Origin of the sequence: Coleofasciculus sp. F4-SAH-05 (genome assembly GCF_040222985.1) — a bacterium.
GTDB classification, from domain to species: Bacteria; Cyanobacteriota; Cyanobacteriia; order Cyanobacteriales; family Coleofasciculaceae; genus Coleofasciculus; species Coleofasciculus chthonoplastes.
The window spans coordinates 14,782-37,479 of record NZ_JAVKBY010000190.1 but is presented as its reverse complement, the minus strand read 5'-3'; the positions used below and the strand labels follow the sequence as shown (position 1 = coordinate 37,479).

At 45.4% G+C, this 22,698-nt stretch carries 24 protein-coding genes; 12 read left to right on the top strand and 12 right to left on the bottom strand.

Annotated features, from left to right (window positions below; genetic code table 11):
* The first annotated feature begins 9 nt into the window (after window positions 1-9).
* Together RIG27_RS22440 and RIG27_RS22435 are read left to right on the top strand one after the other, a co-directional pair.
* Window positions 10-420: a DsrE/DsrF/TusD sulfur relay family protein gene (locus RIG27_RS22440; protein ID WP_446348845.1), complete on the top strand. Its 411-nt coding sequence runs from the start codon at window positions 10-12 to the stop codon at window positions 418-420.
* 20 nt (window positions 421-440) lie between these two features.
* The gene (locus RIG27_RS22435) at window positions 441-821 is read left to right on the top strand and encodes a hypothetical protein (protein WP_446348843.1); all 381 of its coding nucleotides are present in this window, start codon (window positions 441-443) and stop codon (window positions 819-821) included.
* Between the two features lie 153 nt (window positions 822-974).
* Here the strand turns inward: RIG27_RS22435 and RIG27_RS22430 are convergent, their stop codons facing one another.
* The 4 genes from RIG27_RS22430 to RIG27_RS22415 all read right to left on the bottom strand — a co-directional run bounded on the left by RIG27_RS22430 (window position 975) and on the right by RIG27_RS22415 (window position 5,185).
* On the bottom strand, window positions 975-3,269 hold the full coding sequence (locus RIG27_RS22430) for a carotenoid oxygenase family protein (RefSeq protein WP_446348841.1): 2,295 nt from the start codon (window positions 3,267-3,269) through the stop codon (window positions 975-977).
* A 31-nt stretch (window positions 3,270-3,300) separates the two neighbouring features.
* Window positions 3,301-3,426, bottom strand: coding sequence for a hypothetical protein (locus RIG27_RS22425; protein WP_446348839.1), 126 nt, complete (start codon window positions 3,424-3,426; stop codon window positions 3,301-3,303).
* A 202-nt stretch (window positions 3,427-3,628) separates the two neighbouring features.
* Window positions 3,629-4,669, bottom strand: coding sequence for an ATP-binding protein (locus RIG27_RS22420; RefSeq protein ID WP_446348837.1), 1,041 nt, complete (start codon window positions 4,667-4,669; stop codon window positions 3,629-3,631).
* Between the two features lie 186 nt (window positions 4,670-4,855).
* Window positions 4,856-5,185 (bottom strand): DUF3155 domain-containing protein, encoded by a 330-nt coding sequence (locus RIG27_RS22415; RefSeq protein ID WP_446348835.1) that lies wholly within the window; start codon window positions 5,183-5,185, stop codon window positions 4,856-4,858.
* A 439-nt stretch (window positions 5,186-5,624) separates the two neighbouring features.
* On the opposite strand from RIG27_RS22415, the gene RIG27_RS22410 reads away from it, so the two are divergent.
* Window positions 5,625-7,055, top strand: a complete 1,431-nt coding sequence (locus RIG27_RS22410; protein WP_446348833.1) for a GAF domain-containing sensor histidine kinase — start codon at window positions 5,625-5,627, stop codon at window positions 7,053-7,055.
* Between the two features lie 46 nt (window positions 7,056-7,101).
* On the opposite strand, the gene RIG27_RS22405 is transcribed toward RIG27_RS22410, so the two are convergent.
* From RIG27_RS22405 to RIG27_RS22395, 3 genes are all read right to left on the bottom strand, one after another.
* Entirely contained in the window at window positions 7,102-8,346 is a 1,245-nt protein-coding gene (locus RIG27_RS22405) for an S-layer homology domain-containing protein (protein WP_446348831.1), read from the bottom strand.
* Between the two features lie 416 nt (window positions 8,347-8,762).
* Window positions 8,763-9,185, bottom strand: coding sequence for a tellurite resistance TerB family protein (locus RIG27_RS22400; RefSeq protein ID WP_446348829.1), 423 nt, complete (start codon window positions 9,183-9,185; stop codon window positions 8,763-8,765).
* Window positions 9,152-9,409, bottom strand: coding sequence for a hypothetical protein (locus tag RIG27_RS22395; RefSeq protein WP_446348827.1), 258 nt, complete (start codon window positions 9,407-9,409; stop codon window positions 9,152-9,154). Before RIG27_RS22395 ends, RIG27_RS22400 begins: the two co-directional genes overlap by 34 nt.
* On the opposite strand from RIG27_RS22395, the gene RIG27_RS22390 reads away from it, so the two are divergent.
* Window positions 9,410-10,219: a HEAT repeat domain-containing protein gene (locus RIG27_RS22390; RefSeq protein ID WP_446348825.1), complete on the top strand. Its 810-nt coding sequence runs from the start codon at window positions 9,410-9,412 to the stop codon at window positions 10,217-10,219. It abuts the gene before it with no gap.
* Here RIG27_RS22390 and RIG27_RS22385 read toward each other — a convergent pair.
* Window positions 10,165-10,416, bottom strand: a complete 252-nt coding sequence (locus tag RIG27_RS22385) for a hypothetical protein (RefSeq protein WP_446348823.1) — start codon at window positions 10,414-10,416, stop codon at window positions 10,165-10,167. The genes RIG27_RS22390 and RIG27_RS22385 overlap by 55 nt on opposite strands.
* Here RIG27_RS22385 and RIG27_RS22380 point away from each other — a divergent pair.
* From RIG27_RS22380 to RIG27_RS22355, 6 genes are all read left to right on the top strand, one after another.
* Window positions 10,410-11,057, top strand: coding sequence for a HEAT repeat domain-containing protein (locus RIG27_RS22380; RefSeq protein WP_446348821.1), 648 nt, complete (start codon window positions 10,410-10,412; stop codon window positions 11,055-11,057). The genes RIG27_RS22385 and RIG27_RS22380 overlap by 7 nt on opposite strands.
* Window positions 11,058-11,101: 44 nt before the next feature.
* Complete coding sequence (locus tag RIG27_RS22375; protein WP_446348819.1) at window positions 11,102-11,938, top strand: Uma2 family endonuclease; 837 nt, start codon at window positions 11,102-11,104, stop codon at window positions 11,936-11,938.
* A gap of 269 nt (window positions 11,939-12,207) precedes the next feature.
* Window positions 12,208-13,146 carry a DUF4007 family protein gene (locus RIG27_RS22370; protein ID WP_446348817.1) on the top strand — a complete coding sequence of 313 codons (939 nt, stop codon included), beginning with the start codon at window positions 12,208-12,210 and terminating at the stop codon, window positions 13,144-13,146.
* Window positions 13,146-16,676 (top strand): hypothetical protein, encoded by a 3,531-nt coding sequence (locus RIG27_RS22365; RefSeq protein ID WP_446348815.1) that lies wholly within the window; start codon window positions 13,146-13,148, stop codon window positions 16,674-16,676. Before RIG27_RS22370 ends, RIG27_RS22365 begins: the two co-directional genes overlap by 1 nt.
* 63 nt (window positions 16,677-16,739) lie before the next feature.
* Window positions 16,740-17,342: a Uma2 family endonuclease gene (locus tag RIG27_RS22360; RefSeq protein ID WP_446348813.1), complete on the top strand. Its 603-nt coding sequence runs from the start codon at window positions 16,740-16,742 to the stop codon at window positions 17,340-17,342.
* A 61-nt stretch (window positions 17,343-17,403) separates the two neighbouring features.
* Window positions 17,404-18,006, top strand: a complete 603-nt coding sequence (locus RIG27_RS22355) for a Uma2 family endonuclease (RefSeq protein WP_446348902.1) — start codon at window positions 17,404-17,406, stop codon at window positions 18,004-18,006.
* A 30-nt stretch (window positions 18,007-18,036) separates the two neighbouring features.
* Here RIG27_RS22355 and RIG27_RS22350 read toward each other — a convergent pair whose 3' ends face one another.
* Together RIG27_RS22350 and RIG27_RS22345 are read right to left on the bottom strand one after the other, a co-directional pair.
* The gene (locus RIG27_RS22350; protein ID WP_446340626.1) at window positions 18,037-18,384 is read right to left on the bottom strand and encodes a hypothetical protein; all 348 of its coding nucleotides are present in this window, start codon (window positions 18,382-18,384) and stop codon (window positions 18,037-18,039) included.
* Window positions 18,385-18,512: 128 nt separating this feature from the next.
* On the bottom strand, window positions 18,513-18,725 hold the full coding sequence (locus RIG27_RS22345; RefSeq protein ID WP_446340627.1) for a hypothetical protein: 213 nt from the start codon (window positions 18,723-18,725) through the stop codon (window positions 18,513-18,515).
* 231 nt (window positions 18,726-18,956) lie between these two features.
* Here RIG27_RS22345 and RIG27_RS22340 point away from each other — a divergent pair, with 231 nt between their 5' ends.
* Window positions 18,957-20,363, top strand: a complete 1,407-nt coding sequence (locus tag RIG27_RS22340) for an HNH endonuclease domain-containing protein (protein WP_446348810.1) — start codon at window positions 18,957-18,959, stop codon at window positions 20,361-20,363.
* Window positions 20,364-20,580: 217 nt separating this feature from the next.
* On the opposite strand, the gene RIG27_RS22335 is transcribed toward RIG27_RS22340, so the two are convergent.
* Together RIG27_RS22335 and RIG27_RS22330 are read right to left on the bottom strand one after the other, a co-directional pair.
* Window positions 20,581-21,114, bottom strand: coding sequence for a hypothetical protein (locus tag RIG27_RS22335; protein WP_446348808.1), 534 nt, complete (start codon window positions 21,112-21,114; stop codon window positions 20,581-20,583).
* Window positions 21,111-21,452 carry a DUF4365 domain-containing protein gene (locus tag RIG27_RS22330; RefSeq protein WP_446340630.1) on the bottom strand — a complete coding sequence of 114 codons (342 nt, stop codon included), beginning with the start codon at window positions 21,450-21,452 and terminating at the stop codon, window positions 21,111-21,113. The genes RIG27_RS22335 and RIG27_RS22330 overlap by 4 nt, the downstream gene beginning before the upstream one ends.
* Window positions 21,453-21,491: 39 nt before the next feature.
* Here RIG27_RS22330 and RIG27_RS22325 point away from each other — a divergent pair, with 39 nt between their 5' ends.
* Window positions 21,492-22,685, top strand: a complete 1,194-nt coding sequence (locus RIG27_RS22325; protein WP_446348806.1) for a cysteine desulfurase family protein — start codon at window positions 21,492-21,494, stop codon at window positions 22,683-22,685.
* The last annotated feature ends 13 nt before the right edge of the window (window positions 22,686-22,698 follow it).

Genomic DNA, 22,698 nt, shown 5'->3' with positions numbered 1-22,698 from the left:
CGAAAAAAAATGAGTACCAAAACCTTAACCTTTTCGATTATGGATAGTCCTTTTGAACAAGCAAGGACAACCACGGCGTTTCGGATGATTAATGAGGCAATTGAACGTGGGTATAATGTGAATGTTTTTGCTTACGAAGGAGCAGTTTCTTTAGCCTTTGCTCATCAAAAACCCCACGCGAATGCAGTTCATGGCAGAAGTGTGGAGGAAGAAGATCATCCTTTAACTAAAGATTGGATTGCTGCATTACAGGAAAAAGCCAAAGCAAAGGGGTGTCAATTAGATTGGATTAATTGTGGGCTTTGTGTAGATGAGCGAGGGGTAGAAGAGGCAATTCCTGGCTGTCGTCGTGGTGCGCCGAGTGATTTATGGAAATGGGCAAGTGAGTCGGATGGAACGTTAATTATTGGCACGAAATAGAAATAATTGGAGATATTAAGATGAAAGCGCTACAAATCATTGAATCTGCCTATCGCTGTACGATTGAAGAACAAGATGATCCCTCGGTGTGGATTTCTCAAGCGATGAAAGGTGCTGGTGCGGATTTAGATATTCTGCTGAGAGGGAATGCGGTGAATTATGCCGTAAGTGGACAGGATGCCTCTGGACTGGTGTTTGGGAATAAGCCACAAACCCAGCCGCCTAAACTGGATCAAGATTTGCAGCGGGCAATAGAGAAGGGAATTACGATTTATATTGTGACAGATGATGTCAAATCTCGTGGGATTCCTGAAGAGAAAATGATTAACGGTGTGACTCAAGTTGCCTGTCAGGATTTGCCCGGGTTATTTGGTAATTACGATCAAATTTGGCATTGGTAAAAATAATGCTGGGGGCAATGGGTGATATCATGTCCGTTCATTTTGTAGAGACGTTGCATGCAACGTCTCTACCATGGTGCGGAAAGTCTTAATCGATGTGTCCACCGATACACCCTGCGGCGAATGCTTTGCCCTCTCTCCAGACGTTGATGGTTAACTTTGTTGAGTTGCCATTTGTGCCTCAGAAATCCAGGCGGCGTGGAAACCGTAAGGAACGCGCTGAGGCATGAGTATTCGTGCCACTGGTTCATTGGTGAACTTTTGAGCATCAATGACCCATAATTCAGACCGTTTTTCTACGGCATCCCAAATCATCGTCAGCAACCAGCCATCATCCTCAGCTGTTCCACCTGGACGAGGAGCAAAGGCACTATCACCACCAAATCGTCCCCGACCAAATTCATGAATTTGAGAACTACCTGTTTCTAAATCATACTTAATTAGACCGTCTAATAAAAGTCGGGGTCTCATATAGGTTGCCTGTCGGGAAGCGTACATATACCGTGTTTTCCGACCCGTATAATCATCATTGATGCGCGGAAATTCTGTGGCGACATCGAGGTCATTAAGAAGTTCCTCTTTCACCGCACCCGTTACTAAATTAATCCGGTAGCGATACGTGCGGAAATGTTCAAATTCAGTGTCCCCACCTTCACCATTATCTTCTTGAGGAATAAACAGGTAGGTATCAGGTGTGCGGGTGGACAGGAGTACCACTTCGTCCCCTTCTTCCCAAGCGTTACCAACGTGGTAAAGCATAGAGGTAGAAATTTCAAACCAGCGAATTGTCCGGTTATCGCCATGGCGGGGTAGGATACCAATACAGCTGGGGTTTTGAGCCTCGAACTTAATCGGTAGCTGACCCAACATGATCCGCATCGGTCGGAATGTCAGGGGCATATCCAGAAACAGCGTATAGTTTTCGGTAATGGCAAAATCATGCATCATCACCGGGGCGGGAATATCAATCGGTACGGTTCGCAACAGTTCGCCTTCTTGGGAAACGACGCTGTATTCCAGATAAGGAGGAGCAATGGGGGCGAAACCGAAGACAATCATTTCACCCGTCACAGCGTCAACTTTGGGATGTGCTGTAAACGTGGAAGCGAGTTTGTCGTTAAAGGTATACACGCCAACTGTTTCTAAGTCAGGAAGTCGGATTTGATAGGGGGCGCCAGCTTCCCACAGCGCCAGTAGTTTACCTGCATGCCACACACAGGCGGTGTTGGCGGTATTCTTCATCATCAAACCGTGAGGGCAGTCAAACCGAGGTAGGTTCAGCAGTCCGGGCCAAATTGATTTCCCGACGGCTTTCTCTTGTAAAAACCCTTCGGTTTGAATGTAGCGGTTACGATAGCTAGCTTTGCCATTGCTAATGTGGACGCCGTGCAGCATTCCATCCCCGTCTAACCAATGGTGGAGTCCAATGGGGGGAAATTGAGGGTTAGGACCATTGCGGAGAAACATCCCCGAAAGTTCTTGAGGGAGTTCGCCAATGATGGTTAAATTATCCGCAGTTACTTCTTGTTTGACTGGGGCAAAATTGTCCGTCAAATAAAGATCTGCCATATCCTCAGCCAGGGCTTTGACGTTTGCCGTCATGCTGAAGTGACTCAGGATTCCGTAGGGAACCCGCGCATAGTAACCCGCACCTTTGGCTACGTCACTGGCAATGGATGAGCGCTCCATTTGTAGAACGTTAGCCAAAAATTCGTTATCCATTAAAATGCCCATGAAGCGCTGCTGAAGCGTATTGGGGCGAGTCCCAGATGGGGCGGTGGTGGCGAGGTTTAGTGTTTTTATCAGTTCCTGTTCTTGTTTGTCTAACGCTCCGTCAGAATACATTAGGGAGTTGAGAGCTTCATATAGTTCCTGAAAATCCTCCTCGCTGGGATAATTTCCTAAATAAGCTTTTAACCAGCTATAACACTGATCACGCGGTATTGGCTGCTTATTTGATAATAAAGATTGAATTTCTGGATCATCTGCCAATCCTTTTTCATTGGCCACCCGCTGCAAAACTTCGAGTTCTCTCGGTTCGAGTACCCCATCAATCCAGGCAACCCCAATCAGGAGTTTTAGCAACTGCCGCTCATTTTTAAGCCATTCTTCCTTGTTTGCCAGGAAGGTGGAGCGGGGAATGGGTACATCAAAATATTCGTCCGTACTTGCATCTGGACGAATGTTTTTCTCACTGGTGTATACAATTTTGGCACGATCCGGTGTTTGGACAACAATATATAAGTCGGGATTGCCTTCAAACCGTTCAAACAGGCTTTTAAAATCTGCTTCTGTGTAGGTGATTTCAAATTGTCCCTGACTATTGGTCTTCACATATCCCAAGTTATCGCTCTTGGCGATATCTTTATCAAAGGCTTCGACGATTAGGTTAGGAATCCCTAAACCACTTTCAGATTCGTAAACTCGTCCAGTGACTTTGAATGGCATAAAAGGCTCCTGATTGCTCTGAAATGGAACATTACTGATGAGCCACTTGTTGATGCTTGACTAATCGGTCTCCCATCGGTACAACAACAATTATTGCCATGTTCCCTAGGGCAGTGGCAATCGATGGCTCAACGGTTAGCGTTGCTATTTTGGTCATACTGGTTAATATACATCCTTAATAGACCCTTTTGTCGATTTTCTCCTAAACGTTAGATAGCTTAGTTTCTACAAAGCCGCTATTTTGTCAAAAAAAGAGTCTGTTTTTTACAAAAATACATGGAACTAAGGTGCGATCGCGTCTGCACCATGTCTTGAGAAAATGCGGCTCAAGCGACGCTAAATTAAGGGGTTTAGCTTGTCTAAAACAAGAAACTAAATAGCAAGCAAACCACTAAAATAACCCCAATTAAAATAACCGTACCCACCATCAAATTACCAATCTCATCCACCGTCCCCCGAATACCTCTCACCATCCGCCCTAACTTCAAGGGAAACCGAACCAATACCTGCAACGGAGGCGGTAACTGGTGCAATTCAAAACTATATCCAGGAGTACGCCTTGCTTCTACTTCAAATCTCCCCTTGACCCAGTTTATATCTCGCCCCTGCTGACGCGCTTCCCAAAGTAAACTCCCGGCTAACTGCAATAAAAAGGGATGCGTACCCCCCAACTGTTTTGCCAATTTCTGATCCGGGGGACTCAACACCGCTTGTCCCTCCTTTCCCTGACTATCCGATAAACGCACTAATTCCCACGCTTCCTCCTCCTGCAATTCCCCCAACGCCAACACCTGACTCAAATTAAAAAACGGCGAGGTGAGACGATATCGATGCTGATAAAATTCCAATTTCCGGGGAGACGCCACCACTACCATTAACGCACCACTATCGACTAGCGATCGCAGGTTATCAAAAAATCCATCATCAAAGTCCCGATAATGGCGGATTAGCACTTCAAAGTCATCCAAACAGAGTACCGCTAATACCCCTTGTCGTTTCCAATGTCCCATGGCGCTACTAAATGCCAAGCGGTTAAACTGTGGAACTCTTAGCGCCTCCATTAACCCCGGTTGACGCTGCACTTGGGGATGATTCCACAACAGTCGCCCAACCTTATGATAAAATCCCTCGTCCCCATGACAGTCGGGATTCTGAAGCGAAAGATAAATGCTAATAAACCGATCAGGTTGAGAAACGTATTCCTGATACGTTTGACAGAAGTGATAAAGCAGCCAGGATTTGCCAATGCGTCTGCGCCCGACCACATTTAAGCTACCGGGTAGGGTACCTGTCATCTGAGTAGTAATCTGTTGCAACTCCTCGTGGCGTCCCACAAAAAATCGGGAATCCGCGATCGCTGCACCGACTATAAATGGACAAGACGGTTGCACTGAACTCATGAATCAGAGGAAAATGACTCGACAAGCATACTCAACAGACCACAACTTCTCTGACGTTTCCTGATAGAACTTGTCATCTGCCTTCATAAAAAATTAGGCAATTCATCTCACCCCCCTAGCAGGAATGAAATGAATTGCCTCTTGACAAGTGTCAAAGCACTGGTCAATTCGTAAGATTTGGCTCTGTCAGCGGCTTTGAGCCGCAACTACAGCCTTTTCGACAGCCTTTTCGACAGGAGCATCAAGCACCCGCAGACTGGGAAACAGAAAATGATTTTCCTCAACATATTGAGCGCCAAATAAACCTTTTTCTGCCCAGAAATAACGGTCTGTCGTATGCTCATTTCGCTTAACTAGTAGCAAAGCGGGCGGAATAATCCCGGCTGATTGAATATATTTACGTGCTGCTGTAACCGGTTTATCTTCACCGCTTTCCAGATTATACTGAGGCACATGTTCTAGGATCTTGCGCCCCTCTTGGCGGCGGCGACTCTTGCGCTTACGTCTTCTTGCCAACCTCTTTACCTCCTCTTTTTGCCGACAGTTGTAATGTTAGTTACAAAAGCCGTCGTAAGTATATCTGCTTGAATCTGAAATATCAATATCTTTTTATGGTTTGATAGATCTACCTAAAATGCCTCAATGCTAAGTTTGAAAGAGGCTTTGAGCGATGATCCTTTAAAAATTACTACTAAAAAAATTAATTTTTCGTTAAAAAAGTTCACAAAAAGCCGCCGGAGGGGGCAGGGGAAGACGGGGGAACAGTGTAGAGACGTAGAATGCTACGTCTGGAAGATGGGGGAGATGGGGAAGATAATAAAGAACAAAGGACGAATGACTGTCATCCTACACCTTTTGGGTAATAGTCAGTCGTGTCAATTGTTCGACATTATAGAAAAGGAACCTCTATTGGGTTCTGTCGTAAAAGCCCTCTGGTGGTGATCACGCAATTCTCATGTTCATTCCTGCTAGTTCAGAATTTGTCGCCTTGTGTCAATCACAGGTTGGAATCCTCACTCAAAGTCTAGGCGCGGCGTTGAGTGCGGTCTATTTAACAACGGATACGCTCGACGAGGCAGCGCAACCTAAGCTGATTCCGGTAGTGGTTTATCCAGAAGCGGCAATATGGGAAGAGGAGGAGACGGAGTTAACATTGCCCGATCGCATGAGTTCAGTGGATACAATTCCCCGCCTTGCTGAAGCCGTACCTCGCCTTTTACCTCAACCTGCTGACGATCACCATCTCCCCGATTCCACCTCACTCTCTCGGGACAACTCTCCCTTATCTCAAGGACGGCAAATGGTTTTGCCTCTAATCCACGAAGAAGTAGTTATGGGATTATTAGTCACAAGTCGCGATGATCGACCGTGGAATGAAAAAGAACAGACAGCGATTGAACGCATCGCTGGAACATTGACACTTGCCTACTTAATGGATCGGCGTCGGGCTTGGTTTGAGCAGGAATGGACTCAACAACGCCGTCTACAGGCACAGCAACGGGATCGGCTTGATGATATTCTGCATCAATTTCGCAATCCCTTAACCGCATTGCGTACCTTTGGCAAACTGCTACTCAATCGACTGCAACCCGATGATAAAAATCATAACGTTGCAGGTAGTATTGTGCGGGAGAGCGATCGCTTGAAGGAACTGTTACAAGACTTTGACGAGTGCTTAGATAAAAATGCACAAACCAGTGAACCCCTCACCTTACCCGCATCAGCTAGCGCCGCAACTTGTCCACTTCCCGAATCAGACGAGACTGGGAAAATTGTTTCTCCGGTTAACTCAGAACCAGAGACAGACGCACCAGCCATTCCTTTGCTTCCGGGTAAAACCCTAATTGTCGAGTCATTGACTATCACCGAAGTATTAGAACCCCTGGTCATTTCCGCCCAAGCGATCGCGGGGGAACGGGATTTAGAATTACGCTACTCGATTCCCCAAGACTTACCCCCTGTGCGGGCAAACGCTAGGGCGTTACGAGAGGTCTTAAATAATTTAATTGACAATGCCTTAAAATACACGCCCGCCGGGGGGCAAATTGATGTGGAAGCGGGTGTGGGTCAACCCAAAGATGAGACGAGAACAATGGTGGGAATTGCGATTACTGACACCGGAGTTGGGATTCCGCCCCACGATATAGAGCATTTATTTGAGCGGCGTTATCGGGGAATACAAGCCAACACAGGGATTCCGGGAAGTGGTTTAGGGTTAGCGATCGCCAAAACACTGATTGAACAAATGCAGGGTCAAATCGAGGTATTTAGTCCAGCGCAGTCACCGTGGACTCAATCTCAGTCAGATGTAGCGATTCGCCGTTCTGGGGGGGAGTCAACCCAGGGAACAACGTTTGTCGTTTGGTTACCAATTCATGAATCATGAATTTGGATTGTAGAGACGTAGCATGCTACGTCTCTACACAATGACGCTAGTTGGTGCTGATAACTAAGTCCTCATCAAGTTTGATATCTAAATCGGTATCCGGTTCAATCACAATCAGATCCACACTGTTGCGACCCAGGAAGCGTTGGATTAAGCTCAATGCTACACCAGAGCCTGTACCAATCAACAGTTCTTCGGTTGCGATCGCCCGATCTCCCGTTACCGCTGAAATCGCCGCCGCCGCCGCTGTACCGAGTGCAGCATTTTTGACTAAATTCCCCACACTGCTACCTTGAGTGACTGTTTCAGTGGTGGTAATTACTTCAGACGCAGCATCAATAGTCATTTGCTGACCATTCATCACCAGTTTCTCGGCGACAAATTGAGCGCCACCATTGGTAGAACGCAACTCACCGACAACCTCACTACCTGCTGGAATCAATACAGTGCCATCAGAGGTGGTGATATTCGCATCGACAGTTAACGTCAAGGGTAATTGTTCGTCTTCTTCAGCAACCAGAATTTTCTCTCGGATATATTTAACTGGAATAGTTGTACCCGCAGGAATCGTGAAATTTTGAGCAACAGGCGTCGGATCAGCAATGTACTGCGAACTGACAACTTGTGCTTCTCCTTCACTCACCAAAGCTTGGTAAATAAATGCAGCGACTTCAGCACGACTAGCATTCCGCTGGGGATTTAACGATTTAACGTTAGGATAATTTACCACCAAGCGTTCCTCTGTGGCAGCAGCTATTGGTGTCCGCGCCCAACTGGAAATGCGAGAGGCATCATTGTAGTAATTTAAAACACTGGTTGAATTCGCTGAATAATCCAAGCCATTTGCCAATGAAACTAAGACTTGTTCACGAGGAATATTTTGTTCGGGTCTAAAAACATTACCCGGATAACCCGTTAAGAATCCCGTTTTATAAGCATCTTGAATTGCAGAATACGCCCAGTATCTTGAAGGGACATCAACAAAATTTGTTGAACCCCGTTGCTCGGCTTTATTAAAAGCCTGATTTGCCTTACGCATCATCGCCGCAAACTGGGCGCGAGTTACGGGAGCATCCGGTCGAAATGTACCATCCGGAAAACCGGCAATAATATCCCGTTGGGCTAATTCTGTAATAAAATCTTCCGCCCAGTAGCTAGAAGAAACATCTGAGAAACTTGTGCTTTGGGCAAGCGCTGATTCACCTGTAACGAAGGGAGCGATCGCACCAGCCGTTAATCCAACTGCTAAAAATGCAGCGGTTCCAGATTGCCAGGTATGAAAGTTAGACATTAAAGGCGTTCTCCAACATGAATCGTTTTGTTTGTTAAGTTACTAGACCGTTTATAATTCCAGATGTTCCTAAAATTTTCCTACCAATTCATTAGATAAAGTTTAGCGAAGAAATGTTCTCATAGTCACTGGTTTAGGGAACCTTTTCAGGGTGAATGACGATCCGTCCGGACAATTAGTTTCCGAAAAATAAAAAATCCTCTACTGACTTTTAGAGTAAAGGATAAAAGCTGAAGAAGCTGGGAAAGCCGATCTTTAGGGGCGGGTTTTACCCATAACGTTTTAGCCCTGTCGGTAAAATTTGACTAAACCTGTCCGGATGACATTTTGTGACACATCGATAACTGGACTAAACCTGCTCTTGGGGGAGAAAAAATTAACTGAGAACTCAAATGACCAACCCCCATCCCACATTACTAAGATTGCTGGTCAATCCAGCGGTGGTAAAGTTTTTGAATGGCTTTAAGCACGTTATTATGAGTGGACTTGGGAGAAGTCTGGGCGGGATCGAGAAGCTGTAAGCGGGTAAGAAGTTTAGCTTCCTCAGTATCTACATCGCCATCGCTGTAAATTAAGGCACTAATCGCTTCAATCAAGCCCTGATAATCCTCTTGGCTAGGATGATCGCCCAAATACTCTTGTACCCATCTATAACACTCGTTACTGGACACCGATTTGAGTTCGTTCAACAGGGGTCGAATTTCTGGGTCTTCAGCCACATTGGATTGCTGGGCGACTTGGTGCAGATACTGCCGTTCCTCTGGTTGAATTCGACCATCGAGCCAAGCCGCACCAATCAGAATCTTTACAAGCTGTTTGACATGAGAGTCTGTAACCATGACGTTTTTCTACAAAGAACTTCTGCTATATCTATATCAGAACTGTTCCCAAAAATGCGCTTAGACGTTCTAATCTTTACCAATGAGCAGGCTTGGTTAAAGGAAGCAGGGGAAGCAGGGGAAGCAGGGGAAGCCAACCAATGACGAATGACGAATGACGAATGACGAATGACGAATGACGAATGACGAATGACGAATGACGAATGACGAATGACGAATAACAAATGACTAACGGCGGTGAATCCTTTACAGTAGAACAAGCCCTGGCGAACCTCAAACAACGGGATGATTTAAGTCTTTGCTATTATGCGGCGTGGTGGCTGGGAAAATTTCGGATTCGAGACGCCGCCGTAATCGACGCCTTGATTGTCGCCTTAGAGGAAGAGGCAGATCGCACCGAGGCGGGCGGATATCCTCTGAAACGCAACGTCGCACGGGCGCTGGGGAAGCTAGGCGATCGCAAAGCTGTTGCGCCACTGATAAACTGTCTAGACTGTTCCGATTTCTATGTGCGAGAAGCCGCCGCGCAGTCGTTAGGGAGGTTAGGTGATCCCGTTTGTGTTCCTCAGTTAATGCAATTATTAGAGGGTGGGATAGAAGCGGGATTACCTGTACCCGGATCACCGCACTTGGCACAACCTTATAATGCAGTCATAGAAGCGTTAGGCAGTTTAGGGGCAAAAGATGCGATCGCATTAATCGAACCCTTCCTAGAGCATAATCAAGAACGGATACAGTACGCCGCCACACGAGCGATGTATCAGTTAACTCAGAATCCCGCCTATGGCGATCGTTTAGTGCAAGCGTTAAAAGGGGAAAAGTTACAATTACGACGGGCTGTATTAGCGGATTTAGGGGCGATTGGGTACTTAAAGGCAGCGGATGCGATCGCTCAAACCTTAGCTGAAAATAGTTTAAAGCTCATTTCCCTCAAAGGGTTATTAGAGCATGAAGTGAAAAACTCCGCCAGCGAATCGGTTCAGCTATCAGAAGCAGCCATCCATGTGATGAAGCTGATGGATAACTTGCTGTAGCCTTGTAAATTGATTCTCGCCTTGCGAGTGTGACAAATGACAAATGACGAATGACAAATGACGAATGACGAATGACAAATGACAAATGACGAATGACAAATGACAAATGACGAATGACAAATGACAAATGACGAATGACAAATGACAAATGACAAATGACGAATGACAAATGACAAATGACAAATGACGAATGACAAATGACCAAAGCCTGATTCAAGCCGTTGAACAAGCTGATTCTGCCCCTCGCTTACTCGCCGCCGTGCGAACCCTAGCCAACGCCAAGATAGAAGCGGGGATTCCCACATTAATTGCCGTTCTCAGTTATAACAACCCCGGTGCAGCCGTCGCTGCCGTCGATGGATTAGTGCAATTAGGAGACATAGCGGTAGAACCATTACTCAACCTGCTTGATGAATATAACTATGGAGGAAGGGCTTGGGCGATTCGAGCGTTAGCCCAACTTGCTGATCCCAGAGCCTTAGACACCTTATTGAATGCGGCTGAAACCGACTTTGCTCTAAGCGTGCGTCGTGCGGCGGCGAAGGGGTTAGGAGATATACAATGGTTAAAACTATCTCCTAAAGAGATTCCCTTAGCCCAAGGGCGAGTGCTGAAAACGTTACAGATAACCTCTCATGATCCTGAATGGGTGGTGCGTTATGCTTCGGTGGTAGGATTGCAAGGGTTAGCCACGGCGGTAGCCGAAACCCAACCGGATTATTGGCAACAGATTATCGCTCATTTTGAGCAACTGATGAAGGATGAGTCAGATTTAGCCGTTCGCACCCGTGTACAATTCGCCTTAGCGCAACTGCAACTGGTGCAAGATATCAGTTAAAACGGGTTCAAAGACTTACCCAGTAAGCTTTAGTTACTAAACCTATGTTTCCGTTCAAATATCCCGTACCGCAAACTGATCCACCCTTGTCGCCGAGAGAAACACTGCCGACGATGTATGATCTCAAGAGTGAAGATCCGGAGGAGCCTGGATTGCCTGATGAATTCCATGATTGGCAGGCACAATTGTTGAGTCTGACATTTCGTCCGCCTCATTATCCGCCACAGCAGGTATTTTGTGCCAGTGACATGAACCTTTACTACGACGTGCGTCATCCAGGATGGTACAAGCGACCCGATTGGTTTGGGGTGGTGGGTGTACCTCGACTTTATGAGCAAGTCGATATGCGCCTATCTTACGTGGTGTGGCAAGAGGGCGTGAATCCTTATGTGGTGGTAGAATTGCTCTCTCCAGGGACAGAGAAGGAAGATTTAGGGGAAACGGAAGCGGAAATGCGACCCGTTGAATCGAGGGAAAGTGTTGGAAATGGGCAAGCAATTGAGCCTCAAGTTGAGCATAAACCGCCGCGAAAATGGCAAGTCTATGAGCGGATTCTACGGATTCCTTATTATGTCGTTTTTAGTCGTTATACGAATCAGTTACGAGTCTTTACATTAGCAGGGGGACATTACCAAGAATTAGAGTTACAGGAGTGGCGAGTGTGGATTCCTGAGTTGCATTTAGGTTTGGGATTGTGGCAAGGGGAATTTCAAGGAATTGAGCGTTTGTGGTTGCGTTGGTATGATGCTCAAGGGAATTGGATTTTGACTGAGGCAGAACAGGAGAGACAACGAGCAGAAGCGGCGGAAGCTCAGTTACAGTCTTTGCTGGAGCGATTGCGGGAATCGGGAATTGACCCGGATGCGTTTTTGGGTGGTTAGAGTGGAATCGAATGGTGCGATCGCGTCTTCGTGTTACCTTGGCTGTAGGCTAGACTCTATTGGCATCAGTTTTAGGGTAAGCCGATTTTATATAGGGTGGGCAAGAGTTATAAAGAAAGGAAACGCTATATATTATCGTTCGTTGTTCTTGCCCACCTCACGGTAATTTCATATAAAAGCCATAATGTCAAGCAGGGGGAGTGAGTTTACAATAAGAAGTCCCGGAACATCGGCACCCCTGGCTCTATCAGCAGATAAAATAGCACTTCATGGTGGAACAAACTACGCTCCCTTTACCAGAAATCGATAATCACGTTCCTGTGGTTAATCCTGTCTTTGCCCGCCACGAGACGTTTCATCCTCGGTTTGGCTGGCTGAAGAAGGGTTTTGACAAGGCAACTGAAGATCCAGGAATTTTTTTGAGCCAGGATGCACCTGTACGTTTGGGCGTGGGTAAGAATATGGTGCGCTCGATTCGTTATTGGTGTTCGGCGTTCAAAGTGCTGGATAATGATACTCCCTCAGAATTTGGCAAACAATTGTTGGCGGATAACGCTTGGGATGAGTTTTTAGAAGATCCGGCATCTCTGTGGCTACTCCATTGGCATCTCCTCACACCCACCTGCTTGGCGACGGCTTGGTATTTTGCGTTTCATGTCTTTCGTCCAGTTGAATTTTCAGCCGATGATTTATTTGAGGCGCTTTGTGACTATAGGGATAGTCTGGGTAGTCGTATTGTTGATGCCTCACTAAAAAAAGACATCACCTGCATCTTGCGGATGTATGTAGAACCCGATACCAAGACAGGCGTAAGTGAGGATTCCATTGACTGTCCTTTTGCTGAACTCGGCATTATCCAAACCCTAGGGAACTCCAAGCACTACAGGTTTCAAATGGGTGCAAAAACTAATCTCCCCGCCGAGGTTGTCGTTGTGGCTTGTTTGGAGTTTGCCGCGTTTAAAGGGAGTCAGAAAACCATATCGATTGCCAGTCTTACCTTTGATCCAGGTAGCCCGGGTTTGGCGTTCAAGCTGAATGAAAGTGCTGTCTGTGACGCTATCGAACAGGTGGGGCGGTGGTCAAAAGATATCACGCTCTCTGACTCGGCGGGATTGATTCAGTTTTCCTTCAAAAAGCAGGCAAATGAGCTAGCACACGATATCCTAGACAGGTACTACAGTACTAGAAGACGCGGTGGGGCAAAGTAATGAAACGAGCATTATCTGACTATTTCAGCCTCAATCGGCGCTATTCTCGCTCGATTAATTTAGAGCGGGATTTGCAGCAACTCGATGCCCTGGAGGGGTATGTTCCCACCACTCGCTCCGTTGATGCCCTCAGACGAATTTTAGCGGGTTGGCAAGACTCCCAATCCCAGGGGGCTTGGACGCTAACCAGTGTCTATGGCACGGGGAAGTCGGCGTTTGCTCACTTTTTATCGGCTCTATGTGCCAAAGACAACGAGAAAATAAAGCAGCAGGCGCAGGAGATTGCCCGAAACGCTTTAGGCGCTGATAGTGCAGAGTATTGTCGTCTCAGGGAAACTCTACCGCCGCAAGGTTTAGTCAGAGCCGTGGCTACAGCACAGCGAGAACCAATTGGTAACACGGTGATTCGGGCTTTAGCCAGAGGTATTAGGCTATTCTGGTCATCAGCAGAGAGAGAAAAAATTGCTATCGCGGGTCAACTTTTAGACTGGGAAGCGGCAATTGCTAATGGAGAAACCGTTGACAGCCGAGGGCTTCCTCAGATGGTGCAAGAACTCGCTCAGGCGGCTCAAACGGGTGTCTTTTTAATTATCGATGAGTTAGGCAAAAATCTGGAATTTGCTGCCTATAACGAAGGGGCGGAAGATTTATATTTGTTGCAGCAGTTAACTGAACTGCCTAGAGTTGGGCATTATCCTGTGTATATACTGGGGATACTTCACCAAGCATTTACCGAGTATGGTCAGAGATTAGCCTCTGTTCAACGGAACGAATGGGCAAAGATTCAAGGGCGGTTTGAAGATATCCCCTTTACAGAATCAGCGGGACAAATGGTGCGGTTGATGGGTCAAGTTATCGATCAATCCCAGGCAGAAAGTTTTCATGGTGATATCAATAACCAAGCCGAGAAATGGTTGGATCAGCGCTGGAAAGATATCGCATTGGCGGAAGAACTGACACCGCAAGTTCTGGGGGCGGTGTATCCGTTACATCCCCTCTCGGCGTTGGTGTTGCCCATGCTATGCGCTAAGTATGGACAAAATGACCGCTCACTCTTTACGTTTCTCACCAGTTCTGAACCCTATTCATTTAAGCAGTTTTTGGATCAAACAACGGTGCAGGATGGGGGTTTGGAAACCAAACCCCTACCCACCCTGAAATTGGATCGGGTTTATGATTACTTCGTTGAAGCCACCGGGTTGGGTTTAGGTTCTCGATTGGGTTTGCAACGGTGGGTAGAGATTCAGAATTTAATTGCCGATGCCAAACATCTGGATACGGATTCGCTTAGGGTTTTAAAGACAATTGGCTTGCTTAACTTAGTGACAACAACAGGTGCGGTGAAAGCCACTCACGAACTGGTGACGTTGGCAATGTGCGATTCACCTTATGAGGAACAAGAGCAGCAGTATTGGGATGATATTATTGATCGTTTATTACGACGAAATGTGATTACCCATCGTCGGTTGTTGGATGAACTGCGGCTTTGGGAAGGCTCTGATTTTAATGTCGAGGGCGAAGTGGCGGCGTTGATTGAGCAAGAGCGATCGCCTCTGTTTAGTCTTTTGTCACAAACCTATCCCCTGAAGCCATTAGTGGCTGGGCGGCATAGTTATAAAACGGGTACGTTGCGGTATTTTGAGCGCCGCTATGTTAATGCAACACAGGATTTAGCGCAACTGCTTTGTGAGAGTAAAGATAGTGATGGATTAATTGCTTGTTGGGTGGATGAGGAATTACCGAGTCAACCCCCAGCTTTGACAGCCGATGGGAAGCCGTTAATTGTTTTGTGTGCCAAAAAACTGGGTATTCTGCGAATTAGAGCGCTAGAATTTGCCGCACTTGAGAAAATCCAGAGTAGTGCGGCTCAACTCCAGACGGATGCTGTGGCGAGACGGGAAGTCCAATATCGGTTATTTGAGACGAAACGATTGCTTGATGAAAGTTTGAGCAGGTCCTTTGATGTAGCCGTTAATCAGAATGTTTGTTGGATTCAGGGGGAACCAGAAACCATCAGCCACGCGACAGAGTTTAATGCTAAGTTATCAGAGGTTTGTGACAGGGTTTATCTAAAAACGCCGATTCTTTGGAATGAGTTGATTAATCGCCGCGAACTGACATCTCAAGGCGCTAAGGCGAGACGGGAACTGATTGAGGCGATGTTGGAAAATGCCGAGGTAGAAAGATTAGGATTAGAAGGGTATGGTCCAGAAGTCGCCATGTATTATTCCCTGCTAGGTGAGACAGGAATTCATCGACAGGAGGAGGACGGTTGGGGATTCTATCCACCGGATAAAAACTCCAATGTATGGACGGTTTGGCAGGCAATTGAAGCGTTTCAAAAAGCGGCTAACGATAAACAAAAGCCGTTAGACAAACTCTACCAACAATTAGAAGCACCACCATTCGGCGTCAAGCAAGGGTCGATTCCGGTGCTGTTAGCGGCAGTTTTGCTGTATCATACCGATGATGTTGGGATTTATAAAGATGGGACATTTATCCCGATTTTGGGTTCAGAACATTTTGAGCTATTGGTGAAAGATCCCTCCCGCTTTGCGGTTAAATATTTTGAAGTCGTGGGGTTGCGATCGCGAGTCTTTCAGGAACTCGAAGCGGTGTTGAAATCGCCTCAGTCTCGAATGCCTACGGGAGTCAGGAATGTAACTCTGTTGGCGGTGGCAAAGCCTCTATTTCAGTTTGTGAAAAAGCTACCTGCGTACACGCTGAAAACCAAGCGCCTCAGTTCAGAAGCACAAGCGGTTTTACAAACCTTGAAGCAAGCCCAGGAACCCGATGTATTACTGTTTAAATCTTTACCTGAAGCTTGCGGATTGCCAGCCATTGGTACGAATGAAGTTGACGATGGTAAGACAGCGAAAACCTTACGGAAAAAGTTAGTGCAAGCGCTGCACGAGATTCAGACAGCTTATGACTGCTTGCTGAGTGAGTGTAAATCACGATTGCATGATGCCTTTTGGATTAGCAGCAATGAAGCTAAATTGCGGGAAGATTTAAGAGTGCGAGCCAGTCGCCTAGTGGGACAATGTGTTGAGAGTATGCTGAAACGTTTTACCGATGCGGCAGTTGATGAAACCAAAACAGATACCGAATGGTTAGAAGCCCTAGTGATGATTGTGGCAGATAAGCCGGCTGAGTCTTGGAGTGATGAAGATATGACTCAGTTTGAAATTAACCTCTCAGATGTGGCTAGGCGGTTCAAGAATTTGGAAGCGTTGCGGGCAGACGTTGATGCCAAAGGTGGGGGTTTTGAGGCACTTAGAATCACAGTAACTCGTCAGAATGGACAAGAAATTAATCAAATTGTGGGAATTGATTACGACTTACAGACCCAAGCAGAGGAACTGGTAGAAAATATGCAGAAAACGCTACCTAATAATAACACACAACTGCGGCAATTTGCCATTTCCCTACTGGTGGAGAGAGAGTTTGATTTAGCGTCGGAAATATTGCCTCAAATTGGGGAGGGGCGTCAAAATCGAGGGGACGGGCAAAAACAAGATTATGCCTAGCTTGTCGTTTATCATCCGATAATAATTGTCAACATAAGGGAACAGCAGGCAAGGATTAGTGCTATGACTACAGTAACAACTCCAGTAGAAAATTCTCCGTTGGTGTTGCACCTGCATCCAGTTATTAATCTTACCGATGAGCAGTTTTTTGACTTCTGTCAAATTAATCGCGACTTGCGAATTGAACGCACGGCGACAGGAGAATTACTAATTATTCCTCCCACGGGTTCGGAAACAGGTGGACGAAATTTTAGGCTGAATGGACAATTGTACAATTGGACGGAACAGAATGGGACTGGTGTTGGCTTTGACTCCAGCACTGGCTTTACACTTCCGAATGGTGCAAAGGTTTCCCCTGATGCGGCTTGGGTAAAACTAGAACGGTGGAAGACTTTAACCCCTGAACAACAGAACACGTTTGCACCCATCTGTCCTGATTTTGTGGTGGAACTGCGATCAGTTTCTGATAATTTGACATTGCTCAAAACCAAGATGCAGGAGTACATTGATAATGGGGCGCTGTTAGGTTGGCTGATTGACCGCAAAAAACGACAGGTTTATATTTATCGCTCAGGAGTAGCGGTAGAATGTTTGGATAATCCGGCAACTGTAAGTGGTGAGTCAGTATTACCGGGATTTATTCTGGATTTAAGCAAAATCTGGTGAGGGTAGCTAGGGAGAGTGCTGTACTATTTCACAACAGCCACCAAGGATTTGTGCCATGACAATGACTGAAGCAACGACTCAAGTAGAAAATTCTCCGTTGGTGTTACATTTACAGCCGATAATTAATCTGACAGATGAGCAGTTTTTTGAGTTCTGTCAAATTAATCGCGACTTACGAATTGAACGCACGGCTACGGGAGAATTGCTAATTATGTCCCCCACGGGTTCGGACACAGGAAATCGCAATGCTAAGTTGATTGTACAGTTGGGAGTTTGGGCAGAGCGTGACGGAACGGGGATTTATTTCGATTCGAGTACAGGCTTTACGCTTCCCAATGGTGCAAAGGTTTCCCCTGATGCGGCTTGGGTGAAATTGGAACGGTGGAACGCCCTGACTCCTGAACAACAGAACACGTTTGCACCCATCTGTCCTGATTTTGTGGTGGAACTGCGATCAGTTTCTGATAATTTGGCACCGCTCAAAACTAAGATGCAGGAATACATTGATAATGGGGCGCTGTTAGGTTGGCTGATTGACCGCAAAAAGCGACGGGTTTATATCTATCGCTCAGGAGTAGCGGTGGAATGTCTAGATAATCCAGCTACGATTAGCGGTGAGTCGGTATTACCCGGATTTGTGCTGGATTTAAGCAAAATCTGGTGAATTTCCAGGGTGCGATCGCGAACAGATTTCTCAAGTTCTCAATTTTAAAACTGACAATCTTTGTTGAAAGATAGTATCGAGTCGAGAAAACGCTGCTTCTGTATATCGATAAGCTTCCTGAAGAATGCTTTGCCAAAGGGAATTAAGAGCTTGCAAGTTTGGGCAAAAGCGTATCAAAGTACTACAAGCAGCAATCCATTGTTCGAGTTGGCGGTAACTAATAAAATAACCACCGAGTCCCTGGATATGCACCCAGAGGACGTTGTACCATTTTTCCCAATTCAGGATACGCTCTGGCTTGATTTTCAAGTATTTAGCAATTTGGCGGAGAGTAATGACAAAAGTTTTGGGGTTGATGCGATGACGTAGTGGTTGCATAGTTATTACAGATTTTTCAGGTTTGCTGTGTAAGAATCCTTAGCCAAAATTCCTGGCTTCCCCCCAAAATGGGGGGACTTAAACGAGTTTCTCAGAGATTTAACTCACCTGAGAAAGCCAGAATCACCTTAGACATCAGGCTTGTTAACCAGAATTTTCTCAACCACAGGATCGAAGATTAGCTCGAATACTGCTGCTGGAATGAAACGCCGCAACAGCCTGAGAGAGTCATCCGCGTCTTGACGATTGTAGTAACGGGCGACAACGCAACGCTGAAACTTGGGCAAAATCCGAACAACCGCCCAAGGGCAATCCTGTAGATGGCTTGAACGTTCTATCATGGTTGAAGGTCTCCTTTTCAATACGGAATGGAACCCAAAAGGCAGCGACGATCTGTAGGAGGTGAAGCGCTGCCTTTTATCTTGCAAGCCCTGCATTCAGGGGAATCGGGCTTTGTATCAGGGTCGAAACCCTGAGCAGTATAGTTATCATATATGCTAATTGTTTATCTGTAAAGTGTTATTATTAAAGTAAACAAATCTAACTTACGCTTTTTTGACGTAATCAAACCTATGGGACAGGCAGGCAAAGCACTTCGACACGTACTAGAAACATACGGCATCAGTCAAAGCAGTCTGGCAAGTGCATTGGGAGTTGACCGCCCTGTGGTATTTCGCTGGTTCCATGAACAAACCGATCCGACTGCTGAGACTGTCGCCAGTATTGTCAGAGTGCTTCGAGAACTCAATCCAACCGCCGCCAAGGACTTTATCCAGTTTTATCTAGTTGACCCAACTCAGGCTGGAGAAATGGATCTAATGGCTACTCCCATCCAGGAATTGCCCAAATCTGACACAGTAGATGTGTCGGCACTCTCTAGGCTATTAAAAAAAAAGACAAATTCCTATAAATATCTTTTTTTAATTTCACTTTTGGATATTGTACAAAGGCGACAGTTTGATGTTTTATCACCCATTACTTTTCAAGAGATCATCATTGAAATGCTGGCGAATGCTTGGTATCCACATACTTATTTCAAGCTATCTTTTGGTTTACAAGATAAAATATCGGATAAATTAGACTCTCTTTGTATTGACATTTCGGATACAAAAATAATTTTTAACGATACAGACAAAAAATACTTGCGGAGAATAATTAGCGCTCAACCCATAGAAGATATTGTTTCAAGTCTGAAACGATATGTACCATTTCTCTTGATCCGACCATTTTTTGAACAAGAAGTAAAAGCAAGCAAGGCTGGTAGAAAGAAGCGAACGAATCCGGGTGATGACGAACAAGAAATTGTCAACCTAGCCGCTGCACTCTTTGATATCAAAAAACCGTTGTACCGCTTTGATGCGAGTCTCTATAAGGATTGCAGTTCGATCACGTTACATCCAGCATGGGTATCATACCTAGAAAATAACTATTCAATCGTTCGTGCTTGGGCATCTTGGGAATGGCTCAAGTATATGCAGCAACGTAACCCTAATGTGCCTGCTATTGCGAACAAGCTATTCCCACCTCAAGAAAGAGGTTCTCTGAATCATCAAAAAGCTTACTGGAAATTGATTTTAAAACAAACTAATCTACAGTGCATTTACTCCAAGCGAACTCTGCCTTCTTCCGGTTTTTCCCTGGATCATTATTTGCCTTGGTCATTTGTCGCTCACGATCAGCCTTGGAACTTAATCCCAACGTTTCCAGAGGTGAATTCATCAAAATCCAATTATCTCCCTAATGAGGAATACTTTGATGAATTTGTGAATCTACAGTATTTAGGGCTTTCTATAGCCAATAAAAGCCTGGGACAAACCCAATGGAGTAACTATATTGAACCTTACCTAACTGACTTAAAAATTGGGGATAAAAATAATATTCTGGATTTACATATTCTTAAAGCTGCTTATGAATCTACTCTTAGTCCTTTACTGTCTATAGCTACAAGGCAAGGGTTTGCTAGATGGTCTTACAGATAATCATGTCTAAGCAATAAAAAAAGCCGATGAAACTGAAGGAGGAATCTTAAATGAATAACTTTAAACTAGAGTTTAGACTACGATGGTGATAAGAGGACACGGCAATGCCGTGTCCCTACCACAGCTTAGGGATAATTGATTGGGTAGGGGCACGATATTATCGTGCCCTGATCTAGTTTCCTCCCAGGTTCCCAGGCATCATTTATCATGGGTTAGTCTAAACACCAGCAAAATTACGGATATTTTTCAGCACAAAGCAGCTATCTTCTTTAACTAAATCTCCTGTACAGGCAATAGGCAGCCGTTCTTGATAGGCTTTTATAGCAAGAATGTACTCATGGTTAAACAACTCCATCTGAATTTCACGAAATTTATCACATACTACACCCAAAATGACAATCGTTCCGCTTAATTGGTCAGCATTAGTAGCATGAATTTGCCTAACGAATCCCGGAATCTTTATGTTATTAGCTGTAGTAATAAGTTCGCTACTAATCTCAAGTTGAGAACGATTTTCTATTGTTTCCAGTGTTTCCAAAATAACACTCATAGAAACCGGAAACCCCGGTATGTCCTGATTTAGGGGTAACAGAATAGTTGCCGATTCTCCTCCCTCATTTCCTTGTATCCAAATTGAGGCTTTATCCTGCAAATGGTTCTGTTTATGCCAGCCGTGATTTTGCAAGTAGTTGGCTACTTGTTGAGGTTGGATTGATTGCAGAATATTGATATCCTTTACGGTAACATTCATAGAGCTTCTCCTCTGGCGATACATTGCATAAGACTTGTTAGGGAATTCACCGTAAATCTATTTACTCTAGGAATAGATACAGTTACAGTTTCCTGATTCTCTGTCGATGTTTCTCCAGCTAGGGATATCCAGTAACCACAACGTTTAAGACAGAGTTCCTCTTCTGATTGATATAACCAGTCATTAATGTTATCAGGTACTACAACAACCACGAGGATTAGAGGTGGATATTGCTGGGGAACTCTCAGTTCTTCATAATTCTTAACTTTGAGTGGATACTTCAGATAATTCTTATCTAGAATTGCTCTTGAAGTACATTTGAGTTTGTTAATATTCACCCTGATTAAACCTTCTACCCAGTTATCGCAAATTAAATCATGCCCCTATCCCAGCAGTCTAGCCAATCCCGCCCCATATACCTCGACTACCACTCCACCACTCCCACTGACCCCAGAGTGGCAAATCAAATGCTACACTACATGACTACCGCCTTTGGTAACGCTAGCAGCATTGACCACACCTATGGGGATGAAGCCGAACAAGCCGTCTCCCAAGCCGCAACTCATATCGCTAACTTAATCAGTTCATCCGCCAAACAAATTATCTTCACCTCTGGAGCAACCGAAAGCATTAACCTCGCCCTGCAAGGATTCGTCAGATTCTACCATAGTAATACCTCAAAAATCCCCCGCTTTGCTGTCTCCCCAGTGGAACATAAAGCCGTTTTAGACACCTGCAATACCCTCGCAAAAAAAGGATTCGCCGAAATTATTAATCTCCAGGTTGACTCCAAAGGTAGACTCGACTTTGATTATCTAGAAAATGTCTGTAAAAACGGCATTTCCTTGCTGTGTGTTATGGCAGCCAATAACGAAATTGGCACAATTTATCCAATATCAAAAATAGGACAAATTGCCCAAACTTACAGAATTCCTTTCCTCTGTGATGCATCCCAATCTGTCGGCAAAATCCCGATCAATTTTCAAGACTGGGGGATAACATACCTCGCCATCTCCGCCCATAAACTCTATGGACCAAAAGGTTCCGGCGCATTAGTGGTGCGAAAAAAATATCCCCTAGAACCGATTCTCTGGGGTGGGGGTCATCAAAAAGGTATGCGATCGGGTACGCTTAATGTTCCCGGTATTGTCGGTTTAGGTGAAGCCTGTCGCCTGCGTCAGTTAGAAATGACCGAAGATGAAACCGCGATCGCATCCTCTAGAGACAAACTCCAAACCCTGCTGCAAGACAGAATTCCCGGCGTCGTCATTAATGGTGACACCACGAACCGCCTTGCTGGGAATCTGCATATTTCCATTCCCGATATTCCCAATAGTGCAGTGATTGCCAGAATCCGTTCCCAACTCGCCATCTCCACAGGTTCCGCCTGTACATCGGGGGTAGAAACACCCTCTCATGTACTGCGATCAATAAAGTTATCGGATAACTTAATAGAAGGGGCATTGCGTATCGGTTTGGGCAAATTTACCACAGATACAGAAATTAGTCAAGCCGCTGAAATTTTGTCAACAGCCGTTAGCAAAATTCGTCAAGCTATTGATGGAAATTAAACAAAAACCAAGT